Raw genomic sequence first — 19489 nt, 5'->3', positions numbered from 1 at the left:
ATGACGGACACGTCGGCCAGCGGCTTCACGTTCCAGCCGGAGACGTCGATATCCTTGGACACGGTCACGCCGATGGGGAACTGCACGATGTGCTGCGTGTCGGACGCCACGGAATTCAGCGTGGAGCCGTTCACCTTCAGGTTGTGGCTTTCGGTGTTGAGGGCGGTGTAGCGCACGCCCGCATGGGGCAGGATGTCCGCGACGCCGGTGTTGATCTGGTATTCGGCGCGCAGGTCGGCGATGAAGGCGTTGGTGTCCACGTCGGCCTTGGCCTGACCCATGCCCATGGAGGCGGGCAGGTTCATCTTCACGTCGTGGTTGGCCATGGCGTAGCCCACGCTGGCCATCACGTTCAGGCTGTCGAGGTTCCATCCGGCATAGAGGTTCACGCCGCCGAAGTTGTATTCGTTGTCGGCAGAGGTGGCCGTGCCTCTGGTTTCGGACTTGCCTCCGCCGCCGTTGACGGCCGCGCCCACGCGCACCTTGCCGCCGAGAATTTCGCCGACCTTGGCATCCGCGCCGAGAGTGACGCCGCCGTAGTTGCCGCGCACGGCCGCGCCGGAAGCCGCCATGCCGTGAGTGTAGGTGTTGCCGTACATGGGTGTGGCCCAGATGTCCACGCCGTCCTTGTGGATGTTGTTTTCCTTGCCGAAGAAGCTCAGCGACAGATGATGACTGAGCTGATCCACGCCGGCGTCGGCAAGGCGCAGAGCGGTGTTCTGCACGCCCGCGGCCACGGCCGCGCGGGAGACTTCGTTCACCATGGCGGTGGCAGTGGCGTCATTCGGCATGAACTGCACATTGTCCATGGCGCGGCTCAGGAAGCGGATGCCTGCGGAGGAAGACTCGGTGTCGTTCAGATTGTTGCTGACCATGGTGTTGAGAGCGGCCACGGGAATGATGCCGGGCAGCACCGAAGAAGCATTTCTGGCTTCCGCTTTTACAACAATGTCGCCTTCGCCGTTCTGTGAAATTTCAGCTTCAATGAGACGTCCGGCCAGCAAATTGGCGCTCTTCCAATATTCGCCTTCGACCGTGTTCAGGCCGTCGGTGATGGTGTAAGCTTCACCCGCCCGAGCGTTGGCGATGTACAGCTTGGAACCGCTGTCCACGGAAATATCGCCACTACCGGTAATCATGGCTCCGGCGTTAGCCGCCTTGCCGTCGACGACCAGCAGCGAATTATTTCCGAAGGCCACGGCAGCGTCGTTGCCGGAGCTTACGGAACCGACGCGCAGCTTGCCTTCGCCGAGGGCGAGCTGCTTGCCGAGGGCGAGCAGAGCTTCGTCTTTGGAGGCCGTTACTCCGCCCATGTCGGGCAGGGCGATGGCAAGGGCAGCACCGGTGTTCACGTTGAGGGCAGAAGAGGCTCCTTCCTGCGTGTAGCCGCTGTTGAGCTTCGTCACGCCGCTCTCTACGGTCATGGTTCCGGCGTTGTGAACGTCATTGCCTACGCCGTTGGCGGTGTTGTCGGAGAAGGTGTTGATGCCAGCGAGTTTCATCGTAGCGGCGTTATAGATAGCACCGCCCTGGCTAGCTTTATTGCCCGAGAAGGAGACATTATTGAGGGTAAGGAGACCTCTGCCAGCGACACCACCGTCCAAGGCGTTTTGAACGGCATTATAGATACCACCACCAAGATTGGTAGCAGTATTGTTATTGATAGCGACATTACTAATCTGTGTGGTACCTACGGTATACAACTGGCCGCCATTCGTGGCAGTAAGACCGCCAACAAGAGTTCCTCCAGAAATGGACAAGCTATGTTTATTTTCACCTATTTCCTTTTTCCCGTCGACCGTGACTTCGATCCTTCCGTCGATAGTCGAATCAGTCACCGTTACACTGACACCATCGGTATAGCTACCTGGCCAGTAATAGGCATCAAAGGCAAAACCGCCTTCTTTCGCAATGATGGTAGAGTTGTTGATAACGACGTTTCCATGATTATTGCTCATGGTATAAGGCGCGCTTCCCTGAAGATTCCTGCCGTCAACGACCATGTTTTCCAGAGTGAGATTACAGTAGTTCTGAAGAACCATCTTGAATTTTCCAGATTCGGCAGTCGGCGAGGCTACATCAAGAGTTCCGTTTTTCAGAGTAACGGCATCACTATCCTTAAGAAGCTGGAAAAGCTGGGTTTCGGTTCCTGTTGAACCTACAGAACCAGCGTAAGCCGTATATGTATGACCAGCAAAATCAACGGTAACGTTTTGCTTGAATACAGCACCAAGCCCTTGCTCAATATCCTGTCCCAGCGTGATAGTTTCTCCAGGCTCGGCATCGGTGACGGCCTTCTTAAAACCCTCCCCCGTAGTAATGGGCTCAGCTCCTGCCACTCCAGCTCCGCCCATGACCAGCATGGACGCTACGGCCAGAGAACCGAACATGTTCATGAGGCGGCATTTTTCCAGCACGGCCCTGTAACGATTGATAAGATTGCCGATGGCACCCTTGGTAAGCATGATTTTTCCTCCTGAAATTTACTTTTCCGAGATTCTTTTTTGATCTCCGATAGTTGTAGATCGGCAGCCCATCTCGGAAAAACGCTCGTTAAAAATATTGAATTAAATTCAATTTAAATCAAGATGTAATTTAAATACATTTTCACTTCCTGCAAATTCCTTCACTTTCAACAAAAAACTGAAGGGATGGAAATGCCGGAAAAACATACGCCGCATCTCGCGGCCGTTCTGGGGGCAAACATCGCCGGACGTCGCCAGCTTCTGGGAATGAATCAGGCAGATCTTGCCGCCCGTCTGGATATGGCGCCGGACGCTCTTTCCCGCATAGAAAACGGATACACGGCTCCGCGATTCGGACGCATAGAACAGATAGCCGCCGTTCTGGAATGCTCTCCGGCGGAACTTTTTCGCGAACAGAACGCTGGAACGCACGCCAACGCCATTTGTCTGGAAGAAATGCTGAGCGTGCTGTCTGTGGAACAACAGGAAGAACTTATGGGGATCATCGCCAAGATCATACGGATGCTGGAAGCATGACCCTCCGCCCGCGATCTCTGGAATAACAAGGCCCTGCCAGCTCCCCGGAATACGGGAAAAAACTGCCTCTCCGCAAAAAATTTTTCCCCCAAAAAGCCGCCTCCCCCCAGGGAAAGCGGCCATCATCTCGCGCGCCTTTTTGCCGAAAAACAAGCCGGAGTTCCTTCTCCCGAATGCTCTCCCGCCGTTTCCGACGCCCGAAACGTCCGGGCATCGCAGCTTTTGCCTCTTCTTCGTCAACCCGCCCGCATGCAGGACACAAAAAAAAGGCCGCTCCCCGAAAGGAACGGCCTCTCAACGCGCAGCGCCCGTCAGTTCAGGCGGCTACGCCTCTTTCTTTTCTGTTTTTTCTTTCTTTTCTTCCAGCACCAGCGGCAGAAGTTCGCCTATGGTATGCACGGTGTGAATTTCGATGCGACGGCGCAGATCGGAAGGAATCTCTTCCAGATCCTTGACGTTCTGCGCGGGAATGACCGCACGCTTCAACCCTCGCGCCACCGCGCCGAGAATCTTTTCCTTGATGCCGCCCACCGGCAGCACCCGTCCGCGCAGCGTGATTTCGCCGGTCATGCAGGTGTCGCTGCGCACGGGGCGTCCGGTCAGCGCGGACACCAGAGCAGACACCAGCGTCACGCCCGCCGAAGGCCCGTCCTTGGGCGTCGCACCCGCAGGCACATGGATGTGAATGTCCAGCTTCTGCGAGAACTCGGGATCAATGCCCAGCTCCCTGGCGTGAGAACGCGCATAGGTCACGGCGGCCTGCGCGCTCTCCTTCATGACGTCGCCGAGCTGTCCGGTCAGAAGCAGTCCGCCCTTGCCCTGCATGGTGCTCACTTCAATATGCAGCACCTCGCCGCCCGCCTGCGTCCAGGCAAGGCCCAAAGCAACGCCGGGCAAAAGCGAGCCTTCCTTTTCCTCGTCCAGGAAACGCGGCGCGCCCAGCAGTCTGGCTACCACGGCCGGCGTGACCACAAAGGGAGGCTTTTCCCCCTCCGCCTTGCGTCTCGCCAGCTTGCGGCAGATGGCTCCGATCTGGCGCTCCAGTCCGCGCAGACCGGCTTCCCGCGTGTATCCGCGGATGACGCGAGCCATGGCGTTGTCGCGGAACACGATGTCCTCTTCCTTGAGGCCGTTTTCCGCAATCTGGCGCTTCAGCAGATACCGGCGGGCAATGGCCAGCTTTTCCTGTTCCGTGTAGCCGGAAAGATGGATGATCTCCAGTCTGTCCAGCAGCGCAGCAGGAATGGTGTCGAGCTGGTTGGCCGTGCAGAGGAACAGCACCTTGGACAGGTCAAATTCCAGATTCAGATAATGATCGCTGAAATGGGAATTCTGCTCCGGATCCAGCGCTTCGAGCAGCGCCGAAGCGGGATCGCCGCGGAAGTCGTTGCCGAGCTTGTCGATTTCATCCAGCACGATGACGGGATTGCGCGTGCCCGCCTGCCGGATGGCCTGAATGATGCGGCCTGGCATGGCGCCGATGTAGGTGCGGCGATGTCCGCGGATTTCCGCTTCGTCGCGCATGCCGCCCAGAGAAATGCGCTGGAACTTGCGGCCGAGCGCCCTTGCGATGGACCGGCCGAGAGAGGTCTTGCCCACGCCGGGAGGCCCCACGAAGCACAGCACCGGCCCCTTGGAATCGGGGTTCAGCTTGCGCACGCTCAAAAATTCGAGAATGCGGTCCTTCACCTTTTCAAGGCCGAAATGATCCTCGTCCAGAATGGCCGCGGCCTTCACGATGTCCAGCCTGTCGCGGGACATCTTCTTCCACGGCAGCTCGGCCAGAAGGTCGAGATAGGTGCGAACCACGTTGGCTTCCGCGGAATCGTTGTGCATCGAGGCCAGACGACGAAGCTGCTTGTCGGCCTCACGTCTTGCGTCGGGCGGCAGCGAAGCCTTGTCCAGAGCCTTTTTGAGATTTTCGTTCTCGTCGTCGCCGTCTTCGCCGTCGCCGAGTTCCTTGTGTATGGCCTTGAGCTGCTCGCGCAGAAAGTAATCCTTCTGCGCCTTGTCCATGCCCTCGCGCGCCATGCTCTGAATGCGCGCCTGCATGGTGGCCACTTCCACCTCGCGAACCAGATGCCTGTTCACCAGACGCAGCCGTTCCACGGGATCGAGGCATTCAAGCAGGGCCTGAGCCTCGTCCACGCGCAGGCGCATGTTGGCGGCAATGATGTCCGCAAGGCGGCCCGGATCGTTGACGGAGTTCAAAACGTTCATGATTTCCCCGGAGGGAAGTCCGCGCAGATGCAGAATACGGTCGCTCTGCTCACGCGCGGAACGCATCATGGCTTCAAGCTCCACGTCGGAAACGTCGCCGCTGTTTTCTTCCAGCACGCGTATGCGCGCAAGAAGTATGGGGCCGTTGTTGTCGAATTCCTCCACCTGCGCGCGCGAAAGCCCCTGAACCAGCAGCTTGACCTGACCGTCGTTCATCTTGATCATGCGCAGAATCATGACCACGGAACCGACATTGTACAGATCATCCGGTTCAGGCTCTTCGGCCGAAGCGTCGCGCTGGGCGCAGAGCAAAAGGTAACGGTTGCCGTTGAGCGCGAATTCCACGGCCTCCATGGCCTTTTCGCGGCTCTCGAACAACGGAACTATCATGGAATTGAACACCACGCTGTCGCGCAGAGGCAGAACCGGCAGCACGGAAGGAATCGCCGGAGCCATGTCGTCGGCGTCGCCGGCAGGGTTCTCGCCGGAGGCTCCTCCTTCGTTGCCCTGCCCTTCCCCGGAGTCGTCCGAACCATTGTCCCGAGCCTCCGCAGGAAGAGCGGCATGTTCCGTCTCCTGTTCCAGCAGGTCTTTCTTCTCTTCTTCCGGCAATGCGGAAAGCGTCTTTTGCGTATCGCTCATGCTATCCTCAATTAGGGCAGATCCCAGTCCTTTTCGTCACGCAAGGCGGCAGTCGTGCATCATGCTGAACGCCGCCTCGGAAGTGATGATCACATGATCGTGCAGGTACAGGCCCAGATGCCGGAGCGCCAGGGCGATGCGACCTGTCAGCGCCCTGTCCTCCTGCGACGGCATGTAGGTTCCGCCGGGATGGTTGTGCATGAGGACAAGACTGCTTGCATGGTTCCGTATCATGAGCTCCACCACTTCGAGCGGTTCCAGAGCCACATGATCCGGCGAGCCATGACGAATCCTTTTAAACATAAGCAGTCGATTCTGTTTGTCCAGAAGCGCGGCCCACACTTCTTCATCGGCGCAGTGCTTCAGACGCTGCCTGCCCATCTCCACAAGATCGGGCAGGGTAACGCTCTGCTTTCTTTGTACGTTGCTTTCCGATGCGCGGGCAATGATTTCCCGGAGAAGGCAAAGAAAACTATCAACGGCCGGTCCGCAGCCCTCCACGTCCGCCAGCTCTTCGGACGAGGCCGAAAGCAGACCGTCGAAGCCGCCGAAGCGCGCCAGAAGACGCTTGGCGAGCAGCTTGTTGTCGCGCCGGACATACACGCACCCGAGCGCAAGCTCCAAGAGTTCGTAGTCGGGAAGGGCTCCGGGGTCGGCCAGAAAGCGTTCGCGAAGGCGTTTTCTGTGACCGGAACGCAGATCGGATTCGGAAGAAGAAGCGCCGTCCTTCATAACGTCAGCGCCCGACACTCGTCCGGCCCTGTTCCGGGGCGAATACGAGGGAAAGCGAGGCCACGAGTTCTTCCATGGCCTGAAGCGGCTGCCGGGCTCCGCTCTTGACCGAAAGCTCGGCCTTCTGAAGTTCGGCGAACATGCGGCACAGGCCCGCAAAGCCCACGCGCGAAGCAAGGCGGCGCTTTTCGTTTTCCACAAACTGGGGAACAAACACCTTGTCGCCGGCCTGAAGCTGCCAGAGCAGGCGGGCTTCTCTGGCCATGAGCGTCAGCAGAGGAAAGAGCAGCGATTCGCCGCCGTCGCCCTCGCGCAGCAGCGTTTTCCACACGGCGCGCGCATTGCCGTTTTCCAGCTGACGGATGACGTCGAAAATGACGGCTTCGGGCGTAAATTCCGTCATCTGACGCACGAGAGACACGTCCACGGAACCGTCGGGCGAGGCGAGATAGAGCTGTTCCAGCACGCCGCGGATGGCGGAGGCGTCGGGAATGAGCATTTCCGAAAGCGCGTTGAGCGCGTCGGGAGCCAGGCGCAGGCCCATGGCGGACGCCTGCTTCTGAATGTGCTGCCGCAGGGAACGGGCATCTATGCCCGCCGAGCGCCACACCCACTTCCGGCTGTCGGCAAAGGCCAGACACTTGAGCTTGGCGATGTACGCGGGCAGCTTGGGCTGCCCCTTTTCCCAGGGGCCTTCAAGACAAAATACGGCCAGCACCCCGGATCTCGGCGTGCCGAGCGCGGCGGAAAGCTTCTTCCAGACATCCGCGGGAAGCTGCTGCGCGCCCCGCACCACCAGCACGCGGCTGCGGCCGTCCATGCCGAGCAGCGTGAGCGCGTCCCAGAAGCGTCTGTCCAGGCCTTCGTCCGCCCAGAACGTCTGCACGTCCGGCGGCAGCGCCCCGGATGATGCCGGAGCGATGAGCTCCCGCTCCACGTATTCGCGAAGCAGCGCGGCATCGGGGCAGATGCAGAAGAAGAAACCCGGCCTGTCCATGACGATCTCCGTTCGGGGCGACTCAGAATTTCTGCTGCATGCGGTCGAAGGCGCGGCGCAGCGCTTCCTTCAAACCGTCGCGGATGGCGTTGCCTTCGTCCACGGTCTCGTACTTGTCGAAATAGGAAATGACGCCGGAACGCCACACCACCGTGCCGTTCTTGCCGCTGCGCACCACAAGTTCAAGCTGCACCACGGTGTCGCTGAGCAGGGTGTTGTCCACGCTGTTGGACACGGAAGAGCGCACGCGGAAGCCCGGCATGGTGATGGTGAGAAGATAGTCGGCGTTGCCGCTGTCCACCCAGCGGGCCAGACGCCGCAAATTGACTTCGTCGCGCGCAAGACCGCGCAGGTAATACTGAACCCAGGGATACATGGTGACCTGCTCCACCTTGTCTATCCTGAGCGTCTGATTGCCGTCGCCGAGCACGCTGACCGCTCTCGAGCTGCTGGAGGAATACCCGTCCAGCTCGTAGCCGCAGCCGCCGACGAACAGACTCAGGCAGCAGACGGCGGCCGCCATCATACCTTTCCACGTTCCCCTGGGTTTTCTCATGAAATATTCCTTTGCGGCGAGTCCGGAAGCGGGGACAAAGTCCTTTCCGAAAGATTGCACCGCATTTTCCGTCCGAAAGGAGGGAAGAGAACTCTTCCCCCCTTCCTTCGGAATATGAGCATGAAGCCTCGTTCCGTACCGGCGAAGCTATCCGGCCACCACGTTGACCAGCTTGCCGGGCACCACGATGACCTTGCGGATCGTCTTTCCGGCAATGTGATTCTGGATGGAACGCTCGGCAAGCGCAGCCTTTTCCAGTTCTTCACGGGACGCGCCGGCAGGCACTTCCACCTTGCCGCGCAGCTTGCCGTTCACCTGCACCACCACGGTGACCACGTCGCGCTTCAGCGCTTCCTCGCTCCACTCGGGCCAGCGCACGTCGTCCAGAGAATCCTCATGGCCGAGCTGCTGCCAGACTTCCTCGCACATGTGCGGCGTGAAGGGGAAGAGCATGACAAGCACCGTGGACATGGCGGAAGAAAGAGCCCTGCGGCCTTCTTCCGTGGCGGAAAGTTCCTCACGGTACTGGTTCACGCTGTTGACGAGTTCCATGATGGCGGCGATGGCGGTGTTGAACTGATTGCGTTCCGCGATGTCCTCGCCCACCTTCTTCACGGTGGCGTGCTCGCTCAGGCGCAGCGCGCGGATGGCGTCGCTCGCCGCGGGCGAGAGGTCGGAGCAGGCGGACACGGGCTTCAGAATGGACTGCATGTCGGAGAACATGCGCCACACGCGGCTCACGAAGCGGTAGGAACCTTCAATGCCGCTGTCGCTCCAGTCGAAGTCGCGTTCCGGCGGCGCGGCGAACAGGCAGAACAGACGCACCGTGTCGGCGCCGTACTTCTGCACCATGGCGTCGGGATCCACAATGTTGCCCTTGGACTTGGACATCTTGCTGCCGCCGAGCAGCACCATGCCCTGCGTGAGCAGATTCTTGAAGGGTTCGTCCATGTCGGCCGGCAGATAGCCAAAGTCGCGCAGCATCTTGGTGAAGAAGCGGGAGTACAGCAGATGCAGAATGGCGTGTTCCACGCCGCCGATGTACTGATCCACGGGCATCCAGTACTTGAGCGCCTCCATGTCGAAGGGAGCGTCTTCCTTGCGGGCGGACGTGTAGCGCGCAAAGTACCAGGAAGACTCCACGAATGTGTCCATGGTGTCGGTTTCACGACGGGCGGGGCCTCCGCAGCAGGGGCACACGGTCTCTACAAAGGAAGGCGTGTGCGGCAGCGGCGAGCGGCCGTCGTCGCAGGTCTTCACGTCGAGCGGCAGGCGCACGGGCAGATCTTCAATCTTCACCGGCTGCACGCCGCACTTGTCGCAGTACACCACGGGAATGGGCGCGCCCCAGTAGCGCTGACGGGAAATGTTCCAGTCGCGCAGGCGATAGTTGACCGTGGCGCGGCCCTTGCCGGTTTCCTCCAGCTTCTTGATGATGGCCGCCTTGCCTTCGGTGCTGGGCATGCCGGAAAACTCGCCGGAATTCACCAGAACGCCGGGTTCGGTGTAGGCTTCCGTCATGGAGGCGGGATCCATTTCCTTGCCGTCGGGGCTCACCACAACCTTGATGCCGATGCCGAACTTGCGGGCGAAGTCGAAGTCGCGCTGATCGTGCGCAGGCACGGCCATGACCGCGCCGGTGCCGTAGTCGGCGAGCACGAAGTTGCCGAGCCAGATCGGAATGCGGTCGCCGGTGAAGGGATTCAGGCAGTAGGCGCCGGTGAACACGCCGTCCTTCTCCAGGGTTTCGGACTGGCGGTCCAGGCGATCCATGTTGCGGGTGCGCTCGATGAAGGCGCGGATTTCAGCCTCATTCTCGCGACCGGCAATGAGGGATTCCACGAGCGGATGTTCGGGAGCGAGCGTCATGAAGGTCACGCCGAACACGGTGTCGGCGCGGGTGGAGAACACCTTGATCTCGCCTTCGCGGCCTTCCAGCTTGAACACGATTTCCGCGCCGGTGGAGCGGCCTATCCAGTTGTGCTGCATGGTGAGCACGCGGGCGGGCCAGCCATTTTCCAGCTTTTTCAGATCGGCGAGCAGCTCGTCGGCGTAGGCGGTGATGCGGAAGAACCACTGCGTGAGATCCTTCTGCTCCACCTCGGAATCGCAGCGCCAGCACTTGCCGTCGATGACCTGTTCATTGGCGAGCACGGTGTGGCAGCTCGGGCACCAGTTCTGCGGAGCCTTCTTGCGGTACACGAGGCCCTTTTCCAGGCACTTGAGGAAGAATTCCTGCTCCCAGCGGTAGTATTCGGGGCGGCAGGTGGCTATTTCTCTGCGCCAGTCATAGGAGTAGCCCATGCGCTTGAGCTGGGAACGCATGTTGTCGATATTGGCATACGTCCACTTGGCGGGGTGCGTTCCATGCTTGATGGCGGCGTTTTCCGCAGGCAGACCGAAGGCGTCCCAGCCGATGGGATGCAGAACGTTGTAGCCCTGCAGACGGCGGAAACGCGCCATGACGTCGCCGATGGAATAGTTGCGGACATGGCCCATGTGAATGTTGCCCGAAGGATAGGGAAACATTTCCATGAGAAAATACTTGGGTTTGGAAGGATCAACATCGCAGTTGAAGGAGCCCTTTTCAGCCCATATCTTCTGCCATTTTTCTTCCAGCGCATGAGGATCGTAACGAGACGAGAGTGCCATTTTTATTCCTTGAAGCTTCGGGCGTGCGCCCGCGATAACAGATCGAGAGATATTTCCGATGCGGCATCAGCCGCGGCTGCGCAGTTCTCCCTTGTCCACGGCCTTGCTCACCGCGTCGAGAATGCCGTTGACAAAGGTGTGGGAACGCGAATCGCCGTACTGCTTGTCGAGTTCGAGGGCCTCGTTCATGGAGACCTTGGGCGGAACGTCGGCGCGGTACAGCATTTCATACACGCCGAGGCGCAGCAGATTCAGTTCCACGCGCCCCACGCGGTCCAGACGCCAGTTGCGGGCGAAGCGCTCGATGACGGCGTCAAGCTCGTCGCGATGCTGCCACACGCCGTACACCAGCTCCCAGGCGAAGCCGGAAGGATCGCCGTCCTGCTCCAGAGCCTCGTCCTGACGGGGCACGGCAAGGAAAGCGGCCTTGAGCTGTTCCACGGAAGCGCATTCCAGAAATTCCTGACCATACAGAGCCTGAAAGGCCAGCAGACGCTGTGCGCGACGGGAGGGTTCTTTTGCACCCATTACAGCTGCTCCATGACGCGGATGGTTTCCACAACGGCGGCGGCGGTTTCCGAACCCTTGTTGCCCACATGGGCGCCGGCGCGCTCAATGGCCTGTTCGAGGGTGTCGCAGGTCAGCAGACCGAAGCCCACAGGCAGACCGGACTGCAGAGACACCTGCGCAATGCCCTTGGCGGCTTCGGAGCAGACGTAGTCGAAATGGGGAGTGCTGCCGCGGATGACCGCACCGAGAGCGATGATGCCGTTGTACTGCGAGAACGCGGCCATCTTCTTGCACACGATGGGCAGCTCATACGCGCCGGGCACGCGCACCACGGTGATGTCTTCCTGAGACGCGCCGTGACGGGTCAGGTAGTCGATGGCGCCTTCCACGAGATGCTGAACGATGAAGTCGTTGAAACGCGACGCCACAATGGCGATCTTCAGCCCCTGGGCATTGAGCTGTCCTTCTATGGTCTTGACGGAATACATGATGTCCTCACTCTGTCTTGGGGCATACCCGCCTGAGCAGGTGGCCCATTTTTTCTTTCTTCGTCAGCAGGTAGTCTTCATTGTAGCGGCCGGGCTCCTGCTCGATGGGCACCCGCTCCACGATGTCGAGTCCGTAGCCTTCCAGCCCCACGATCTTGGTGGGATTGTTGGTCAGCAGCCGGAGCTTGCGAATGCCCAGATCCACCAGAATCTGAGCGCCGACGCCATAATCGCGCAAATCGGGCCGGAAGCCAAGACGAATGTTCGCTTCCACGGTGTCCAGGCCCTGTTCCTGAAGCGCGTAGGCCTTGATCTTGTTGGCCAGACCTATGCCGCGGCCTTCCTGCCGCATGTAGAGCAGCACGCCGCGGCCTTCCTTTTCTATCTGACGCAGGGCCGCGGCCAGCTGACCGCCGCAGTCGCAGCGCATGGAGCCGAACACGTCGCCGGTCAGGCATTCGCTGTGAACGCGGGCGAGCACGGGTTCGTCGGTGGTCACGTCGCCCTTCACGAGAGCCACGTGGGTGCGGCCGTCCACGGAATTTTCATAGGCGATGATGCGGAACGTGCCGTACTTCGTGGGCATGGAGGCCTCGGCCGCACGCTTCACGGCCACTTCGCCGTGCTCCAGACGCCAGCGGATGATGTCCTTGTTGGCGGCGATGTGCAGATCATGCTCGGCGGCGAACTTTTCAAGATCGGCCATGCGGGCCATGGTGCCGTCGTCCTTCATGATTTCGCAGATGACCGCCGCTTCCTTGAGGCCGGCCATGCAGCACAGATCCACGCTGCCTTCCGTCTGCCCCGCGCGGGTGAGCACGCCGCCCTTCTTCGCGCGCAGAGGAAACACGCAGCCGGGAGAAACCAGATCCGAGGGCTTCGCGCCGTCGGCCACGGCCACGCGCACGGTATGGGCGCGGCCTGCGGCGGAAATGGCCGGAAATTCGCTCTTGGCGGCGTCGATGGACACCGTGAAGTTCGTGCCGAACCTGGAGCCGTTGCGCCGCGTCATGAGCGGCAGATTCAGCGCGTCGGCGCGCTCGGCGGAAAGGGAAAGGCAGATGAGTCCCCTGCCCTCCCGGGACATGAAATTGATGATTTCGGGGGTAACGAACTCGGCGGCCGCCACAAGGTCGCCTTCGTTCTCTCGGTCTTCGTCATCCACAAGGATGATCATTCTGCCCTTTTTAAGATCGTCAAGGGCGGTCTCCACACTGCAAAGGGGCATACGCTGTCCTCAAAGGCCGAAGCCGTTACGACGCAGAAAGTCCATGGTCACGCGCTCCTCGGGAGCCTTGCCGCCGGGGGCGTAGGGCTGCATGAGGTGCTTCACATACTTGCCGATGACGTCCGTTTCCAAATTCACCGCCGAGCCCGGACGCCAGAAGGCCACGGTGGTCACGCGCCAGGTTTCGGGAATGATGTTCACTTCCAGAAAACCGGGCCCGCAGTCGTTCACGGTAAGACTGATGCCGTCCAGCGTGACCGAGCCCTTGGGCACGATCTGCGAACTCCACTCCGGCGCGAACACAAGGCGGACGCAGCGTGACTGCCCCACGGGACGCACGCTCTCCACTCTCGCCACGGTATCCACATGTCCGCTCACGATGTGACCGCCGAAACGCTCTCCCATGGCCATGGCGCGCTCCATGTTCACAAGACCGCCCACGGTCAGGCCGCCGAGATTGGAGCACGACAGCGTTTCCGCCGAAGCAAACGCCGTGAACGACGGTCCGGCGGGAATCCACGTTTCCATGGTGAGGCACACGCCGTTGCAGGACACGGATTCGCCGATTTCGGGCCTGTCCCACGCAAACAGCGGATGAAACCGGAACAGGATGTCTCCGCCGCGCTTGTCCACAGCCTCGATGCGGCCCTGCCCTTCCACAAGTCCCGTAAACATGACTATCCTCTGTCCGCGCGGAAATAAAGATGAATGTCGCCGTCCACCACGGAAGTTTTCACCACGCGCATGCGCAGCGCATCATCCATGCTGTCCACGGTGCGGCCGGAGAACACGGGCGTGGCGTCGGCGTCGCCGAGAATGGCGGGAGAAAGATGCAGATGAAATTCATCCACAAGACCGCGTTCCAGAAGCGAAAGCGCAAGCTTGCCGCCCCCCTCGCAAAGCACGTACAGGCAGTGCTCGTTTTCCCGCAGGCCCACAAGCGCCTCTTCCACGTCGAGGGCGTGCTTGCCCGCGGGGCAGTCCACGCCGTACACCCGCGCACCGCGATTGCGCAGCGCCGCCGCGGAAGGCGACGCCGCCTGCGCGGCCGTGCTGAAGAACACGCAGTCCTGCGGCCTGTCGTCGAGCAGATGGCAGCTCGTGTCCCCCGCGGGCAGACGGGAGGTCATTACCGCGGCCAGAGGCTGACGCTGGGCGCTCGCCGTGCGCGCGGTAAGACGGGGATTGTCCAGAAGAAACGTGTTGCCGCCCACAAGCACCGCACCGCCCGCGCGGCCGATGTTCTCGCGCAGGCGCATGACCTCTTCGTGCGAGGCCCGGTTGGAAATGAGCTGGGAGCGGCCCGCCCGCGTGGCGATGCGTCCGTCGAGCGTGGAGGCCATCTTGAGAATGACGTACGGACGACGCGTGGTCTGCCACACGATGAAGTCGGCCACAAGATCGCGGCACTCCTTCTCAAGCACGCCCGTCTCCACCTCTACGCCCATGGAGCGCAGATATTCCGCGCCGCCCGCGGCCTGCGCGTTCACGTCGGGCATGCCGACCACCACATGCGGAATGCCCGCTTCCAGAATGGCCTTCGTGCAGGGAGGCGTCTTGCCCTGATGATTGCAGGGCTCCAGCGTGACGTACAGCGTGCAGCGCGAGGGGTCCACGCCCTTTTCGCGGGCGTCGCGCAGGCAGTTCACTTCCGCGTGTCCCTGTCCGCAGACCTGATGCCAGCCCTCGGCGACGATCTTGTCGTCCTGCACCAGCACGGCGCCGACCGTAGGATTGGGAGCCGTGCTCCAGCGCCCTCTTTCGGCCAGTTCCAGTGCCCTGCGCATGAAATTTTCGTGACGATTCACGCCTTGCCTCCTTCCTTTTCTTCTCCCGCCGCGGCGCTTTTTTCGGAGCGAGGCTCCCCGCTCACGGGACACGCCTCATCCGCGCCGTGCGGCAGATGGATGACCTCGACACCGGCTTCCGCCAGCATGTTCTTCGAGAACTCATCCGGGTAATTTTCTGAAACCCATATTTTTTTAATGCCGCAATTAATAAGCATTTTCGCACAGATAAAACACGGATACGTGGTGCAGAAAATCTCTGCTCCGCGCAGGGAGATGCCGTGAACCGCCGCCTGAATGATGACGTTCTGCTCGGCGTGAATGCCGCGGCAGATCTCATGCCTCTGCCCGGAAGGAATGCCGAGCTGCGCGCGCAGACAGCCGGCTTCAAGGCAGTGAGGCACGCCGGAGGGCGCGCCGTTGTAGCCCGTTGCCAGAATGCGCCGATCGAGCACGGCAACAGCCCCCACCTTTCTTCTCAGACAGGTGGAGCGTTCCGCCACAAGGTAGGCGATGTCCATGAAATATCGTGGCCAGCTGGCTCTGCCGCCCTGCGCCATAGCGCCTCCTGTTCCATCAACGGAAACTATCATGTGCAAGCCCGTTTGAAAACGGGAAAAAAAGACGGCCCCGCGCACAAAAAAGCGCAGGGCCGTCCCCGGTATTTACCAGGCAAACAGCGGGAACTGGCAGGCAAAGGCTTCCACTTCGGCGCGAATCTCGCCAAGGCGAGTTTCGTTGGTCGTGTTGGAAAGCACGTCCACAATCCAGCCGCCCACCTTTTCCATGTCCTTTTCCTTCATGCCGCGCGTGGTGAGCGCGGCCGTGCCGATGCGCACGCCGGACGTGACAAAGGGAGAACGGGTCTCGAACGGAACCGTGTTCTTGTTCACCGTGATGCCGGCAAGATCAAGAGCGTGTTCGGCGTCCTTGCCGGTGATGTCCTTTCTGGTGAGATCGACAAGCATGAGGTGGTTGTCCGTGCCGCCGGACACGAGATCGTAACCCGCGTCGGTGAGGCAGGAGGCCAGCACCTTGGCGTTGCGGAGAATCTGGGCCTGATATTCCTTGAATTCAGGACGCAGCGCTTCGCCGAGGGCCACGGCCTTGGCCGCAATGACGTGCATGAGCGGGCCGCCCTGAATGCCGGGGAACACCTTGCTGTTGATGTTCTTGCCGTATTCTTCGCCGCGGCTCGTGAGGATCATGCCGCCGCGGGGGCCGCGCAGGGTCTTGTGCGTCGTGGTGGTGGTGATGTCCGCAAAGGGCAGGGGCGAAGGATGCAGCCCCGCCGCCACGAGACCGGCGATGTGCGCCATGTCCACCATGAGCTTCGCGCCGACCTTGTCGGCGATCTTGCGGAAGCGCTCGAAGTCGATGATGCGCGAATAGGCGCTGGCGCCGGCCACAATGAGCGCCGGATGGCATTCCTCTGCCTTCTTTTCCAGCTCATCGTAGTCGATGCGTCCCGTTTCGCGGTTCACGCCGTAGGGAACGAAGTGATAGGTGCGGCCAGAGAAGTTCACGGGGCTGCCGTGAGTCAGATGACCGCCGTGGGACAGATCCATGCCCATCACGGTGTCGCCGTCCTTGATGAGGGCAAGGTAGGCGGCCATATTGGCCTGGCTGCCCGCATGAGGCTGCACGTTGGCGTAGTCGCAGTGGAACAGCGTCATGGCGCGGTCGCGGGCGAGGTTTTCCACCACGTCCACGAACTCGCAGCCGCCGTAATACCGCTTGCCCGGATAGCCTTCGGCATACTTGTGCGTCATGATGGAGCCCTGCGCTTCGCGCACGGCGGTAGATACAAAGTTTTCCGAAGCGATGAGTTCAAGCTTGCTCACCTGGCGACGGGATTCCTTCCAGATGGCGGCCGCGACTTCGGGGTCGCGCAAAATCAGTTCGTCCATGGTTCTCCGTTCCTGAAAATTGAGGGCCGGTCCCCCGGCCCTGCAGATTAATCGAACTTCTTCAGCACAAGGCTGGCATTGGTGCCGCCAAAGCCGAAGGAATTTATCATGGCATAGCGGGGATCGAGCTTTTTCGAGCCGCCGCCCATGTAATTGAGATCGCACTCGGGATCAGGCGTTTCCTGATTGATGGTGCCGGGCACCATGCCGGTGGAAAGCGACAGCGACGCAAACACGCTGGCCACGCCGCCGGAAGCGCCGAGCAGATGGCCTATCTGCGACTTCACGCCCGTGATGGCGAGATCCTTCGCATGATCGCCGAACACTTCGTGCATTGCCTTGGTTTCGGCGGCGTCGTTGGCGTGCGTGGAGGTGCCGTGGGCGCTCACATGGTCGATGGCGTCGGGAGAAAGTCCGGCGTCGGCCAGAGCGTTGCGCATGCTCGCGGCCATGCCTTCACCGGTTTCCAGCGGAGCCACCATGTGATGAGCGTCGTCGGAAGCGCCGAATCCCACAACTTCCGCGTAGATCTTCGCACCGCGGGCGAGCGCGTGCTCCAGCGTTTCGAGCATGAGCATGCCGGCGCCTTCACCCATGATGAAGCCGCTGCGGCCGGCGTCGAAGGGACGGGAAGCCTTTTCGGGCTCGTCCTGATGGGCCGTGCACAGCGCCTTCATGGCCGTGAACCCGGAAATGCCCATTTCCGTGATGGTGGATTCCGCTCCGCCCGTGATGACGGCGTCGGCGCGTCCGAGCACGAGCTGATCATAGGCACTGCCTATGGCGTGCAGGGCCGAGGCGCAGGCGCTGGTGGACACCACGTTGATGCCCTTGGCGCCGGTGAATATGGCCACCTGACCGGGAGCCATATTGGAAATGAGCATGGGAATATAGAAGGGAGATACGCGGTTGGGGCCGGAAGTGCGCAGCTTTTCGTGGAAGTCTTCAATGGTCTTGAGGCCGCCGAGACCGACGCCGAGCACCACGCCCACGCGCTGGGCGTTGCTCTCGTCGATCTTGAGACCGGAATCGGCCACGAGCTGCATGCCCGCGCAGACGGCGAGCTGACAGAAACGGTCCATCTTGCGGCACTGCTTGGCCGGAATGAACTCTTCAGGCTTGAAATCCTTCACTTCGCCCGCAATGTGCGTGGGAAATTCGGTGGAATCAAAATGGGTAATGCGACCGATGCCGGACTTGCCGGCAAGCAGGGCCTCCCAGCTGCTCTCAAGGTCGGTGCCCAGAGGAGTGATGGCGGAAAGGCCGGTAATGACTATGCGCTTACGATCCACGCGGAACAACTCCAGATAAAGGTGACGGGAAAATGTTCCCAACATGCCGGAACGCTTCTGAAAACAGAACTTCGGAACTCTCTTCCGAAATTTTGGTTTCGCGCGGACCTCTCCTTCCGCGAAGCGCCCGTCAGGAAACAGCTCTCGGCCCGGAACGTTCACGAGCCGTCAGAGTGGATGCCCTGTCAAGGGCCGCGCTCCCCTGCCGGACAACTGTCTTGCCGGACAGGACGCGGGCGTCCGCTCCCGCGGACGCCGTGCGGCTCGCCAACGGCGAAGCCGCCGAAACTCGAATACGCCGGGGAACGCGAAGCTCCCCGGCATCTTCATGAAAACAAGATGAAAGGAAGTAATAACTTACTTCTGCTTGCTTTCAATATAGTTGATGGCGTCCTTGACCTTCAGGATCTTCTGAGCGTCTTCGTCGGCGATTTCCACGCCGAAGGCTTCTTCAAAGGCCATGATGAGCTCGGTCAGGTCGAGAGAGTCAGCACCCAGATCTTCGATGAAGGAAGCTTCGGGAGTCACTTCTTCTTCAGAAAGCTGAAGCTGTTCGACGATGATCTGCTTAACTTTATCTTCAACGGCGGCCATGGTTCCCTCCAGGGGGTGTTTCAGGTTTCTACTTGTGCCGGAAGCTCTGCTCCGGCATTGCCAGACGACTAGGGAAAATCCCGCGCCCCGGACCGACAGCGGAGGGACGCCGGGTTTTCCGGAAATATCCTCAGCAGTACAGTCCGCCGTTGACGGCGATCACCTGTCCGGTGATGTACGACGCCTTGTCCGAAGCAAGGAAGGCCACGGCGTCGGCCACATCCTGGGCGGAGCCGAGACGGCCCAGCGGGATGGCGGAAACATAGGCTTTTCTCACGTCTTCGGCAAGAGCTGCCGTCATGTCGGTTTCGATGAAACCGGGAGCCACGGCATTCACGGTCACGGAGCGGCTGCCGAGTTCCTTGGCGGCGGACTTGGTCATGCCGATAAGTCCGGCCTTGGCGGCGGCGTAGTTGATCTGACCGGCGTTGCCCATCTGGCCGACGACGGAAGAAATATTGATGATGCGGCCGCAGCGCTGGCGGGTCATGATCTTGGCGGCCTCGCGCAGGAACAGGAAGGCGCCGCGCAGATTGGTGTTGACCACGGCGTCGAAGTCTTCGTCCTTCATGCGCAGCACGAGCGTGTCGCGGGTGATGCCGGCATTGTTCACCAGCACGGAGAGCTGCACCTTGCCCTTGATTTCCTCGGCAAAGAAGCGGGCCACCGCCTCGGAGTCGCCGGAATCCAGACGGAAGGCGCGGGCGCGACCGCCCTGAGCCTCAATGTCGGCCACGGTCTGCTCGGCCGCTTCGGGACGGCTCACGTAGGTGAAATAAATCTGATATCCGGCGGCGGCGAGGGTAAGGGCCACGGTGCGGCCGATGCCGCGGGAACCACCGGTGACAATCGCGGTAGGGGTGAGTTCGCTCATGCTCA

At 60.8% G+C, this 19489-nt stretch carries 19 protein-coding genes; 2 read left to right on the top strand and 17 right to left on the bottom strand.

The window, feature by feature from the left end:
- Nucleotides 1-1502: autotransporter outer membrane beta-barrel domain-containing protein (locus ACZM96_RS05285; RefSeq protein WP_489487799.1), on the bottom strand; the 1502-nt coding region annotated here is incomplete at its 3' end.
- Here ACZM96_RS05285 and ACZM96_RS05280 point away from each other — a divergent pair.
- The gene (locus ACZM96_RS05280; protein ID WP_489487798.1) at nucleotides 1437-2156 is read left to right on the top strand and encodes a hypothetical protein; all 720 of its coding nucleotides are present in this window, start codon (nucleotides 1437-1439) and stop codon (nucleotides 2154-2156) included. The two genes, ACZM96_RS05285 and ACZM96_RS05280, sit on opposite strands and share 66 nt — an antisense overlap.
- Nucleotides 2157-2186: 30 nt before the next feature.
- Complete coding sequence (locus ACZM96_RS05275; RefSeq protein ID WP_489487797.1) at nucleotides 2187-2480, top strand: hypothetical protein; 294 nt, start codon at nucleotides 2187-2189, stop codon at nucleotides 2478-2480.
- Between the two features lie 93 nt (nucleotides 2481-2573).
- Here ACZM96_RS05275 and ACZM96_RS05270 read toward each other — a convergent pair whose 3' ends face one another.
- The 16 genes from ACZM96_RS05270 to fabG form a co-directional block, all read right to left on the bottom strand.
- Nucleotides 2574-3155, bottom strand: a complete 582-nt coding sequence (locus tag ACZM96_RS05270) for a hypothetical protein (protein ID WP_489487796.1) — start codon at nucleotides 3153-3155, stop codon at nucleotides 2574-2576.
- Between the two features lie 171 nt (nucleotides 3156-3326).
- Nucleotides 3327-5864 carry an endopeptidase La gene (lon, locus tag ACZM96_RS05265; protein ID WP_489487795.1) on the bottom strand — a complete coding sequence of 846 codons (2538 nt, stop codon included), beginning with the start codon at nucleotides 5862-5864 and terminating at the stop codon, nucleotides 3327-3329.
- Between the two features lie 36 nt (nucleotides 5865-5900).
- The gene (locus ACZM96_RS05260; protein WP_489487794.1) at nucleotides 5901-6596 is read right to left on the bottom strand and encodes a JAB domain-containing protein; all 696 of its coding nucleotides are present in this window, start codon (nucleotides 6594-6596) and stop codon (nucleotides 5901-5903) included.
- A 4-nt stretch (nucleotides 6597-6600) separates the two neighbouring features.
- Nucleotides 6601-7593, bottom strand: coding sequence for a DNA polymerase III subunit delta (gene holA, locus ACZM96_RS05255; protein ID WP_489487793.1), 993 nt, complete (start codon nucleotides 7591-7593; stop codon nucleotides 6601-6603).
- Nucleotides 7594-7615: 22 nt separating this feature from the next.
- On the bottom strand, nucleotides 7616-8149 hold the full coding sequence (locus ACZM96_RS05250) for a hypothetical protein (RefSeq protein WP_346666417.1): 534 nt from the start codon (nucleotides 8147-8149) through the stop codon (nucleotides 7616-7618).
- A 147-nt stretch (nucleotides 8150-8296) separates the two neighbouring features.
- Nucleotides 8297-10801, bottom strand: coding sequence for a leucine--tRNA ligase (gene leuS, locus ACZM96_RS05245; protein WP_489487792.1), 2505 nt, complete (start codon nucleotides 10799-10801; stop codon nucleotides 8297-8299).
- Nucleotides 10802-10867: 66 nt separating this feature from the next.
- Nucleotides 10868-11329 (bottom strand): transcription antitermination factor NusB, encoded by a 462-nt coding sequence (nusB, locus tag ACZM96_RS05240; protein ID WP_489487791.1) that lies wholly within the window; start codon nucleotides 11327-11329, stop codon nucleotides 10868-10870.
- Nucleotides 11329-11799 carry a 6,7-dimethyl-8-ribityllumazine synthase gene (gene ribH / locus ACZM96_RS05235; protein WP_489487790.1) on the bottom strand — a complete coding sequence of 157 codons (471 nt, stop codon included), beginning with the start codon at nucleotides 11797-11799 and terminating at the stop codon, nucleotides 11329-11331. The genes nusB and ribH overlap by 1 nt, the downstream gene beginning before the upstream one ends.
- 7 nt (nucleotides 11800-11806) lie before the next feature.
- A complete protein-coding gene (locus ACZM96_RS05230) occupies nucleotides 11807-13027 on the bottom strand; it encodes a bifunctional 3,4-dihydroxy-2-butanone-4-phosphate synthase/GTP cyclohydrolase II (RefSeq protein ID WP_489487789.1) in 1221 nt (406 codons plus the stop codon).
- 9 nt (nucleotides 13028-13036) lie between these two features.
- On the bottom strand, nucleotides 13037-13702 hold the full coding sequence (locus ACZM96_RS05225) for a riboflavin synthase (RefSeq protein ID WP_489487788.1): 666 nt from the start codon (nucleotides 13700-13702) through the stop codon (nucleotides 13037-13039).
- 2 nt (nucleotides 13703-13704) lie between these two features.
- Nucleotides 13705-14835, bottom strand: a complete 1131-nt coding sequence (ribD, locus tag ACZM96_RS05220; RefSeq protein WP_489487787.1) for a bifunctional diaminohydroxyphosphoribosylaminopyrimidine deaminase/5-amino-6-(5-phosphoribosylamino)uracil reductase RibD — start codon at nucleotides 14833-14835, stop codon at nucleotides 13705-13707.
- A complete protein-coding gene (locus tag ACZM96_RS05215) occupies nucleotides 14832-15374 on the bottom strand; it encodes a deoxycytidylate deaminase (RefSeq protein WP_489487786.1) in 543 nt (180 codons plus the stop codon). The genes ribD and ACZM96_RS05215 overlap by 4 nt, the downstream gene beginning before the upstream one ends.
- 105 nt (nucleotides 15375-15479) lie before the next feature.
- Nucleotides 15480-16724 (bottom strand): serine hydroxymethyltransferase, encoded by a 1245-nt coding sequence (glyA, locus tag ACZM96_RS05210; protein ID WP_489487785.1) that lies wholly within the window; start codon nucleotides 16722-16724, stop codon nucleotides 15480-15482.
- Between the two features lie 47 nt (nucleotides 16725-16771).
- Nucleotides 16772-18016, bottom strand: coding sequence for a beta-ketoacyl-ACP synthase II (gene fabF, locus ACZM96_RS05205; RefSeq protein ID WP_489487784.1), 1245 nt, complete (start codon nucleotides 18014-18016; stop codon nucleotides 16772-16774).
- A 357-nt stretch (nucleotides 18017-18373) separates the two neighbouring features.
- A complete protein-coding gene (locus ACZM96_RS05200) occupies nucleotides 18374-18610 on the bottom strand; it encodes an acyl carrier protein (RefSeq protein WP_077072368.1) in 237 nt (78 codons plus the stop codon).
- Between the two features lie 130 nt (nucleotides 18611-18740).
- The gene (fabG, locus tag ACZM96_RS05195) at nucleotides 18741-19484 is read right to left on the bottom strand and encodes a 3-oxoacyl-[acyl-carrier-protein] reductase (RefSeq protein WP_294487197.1); all 744 of its coding nucleotides are present in this window, start codon (nucleotides 19482-19484) and stop codon (nucleotides 18741-18743) included.
- Nucleotides 19485-19489 lie beyond the last annotated feature (5 nt).

The organism is Mailhella sp. (assembly GCF_057866825.1).
The sequence above is the reverse complement of the archived record's forward strand: the minus strand, read 5'-3'. Positions and strand labels throughout refer to the sequence as shown.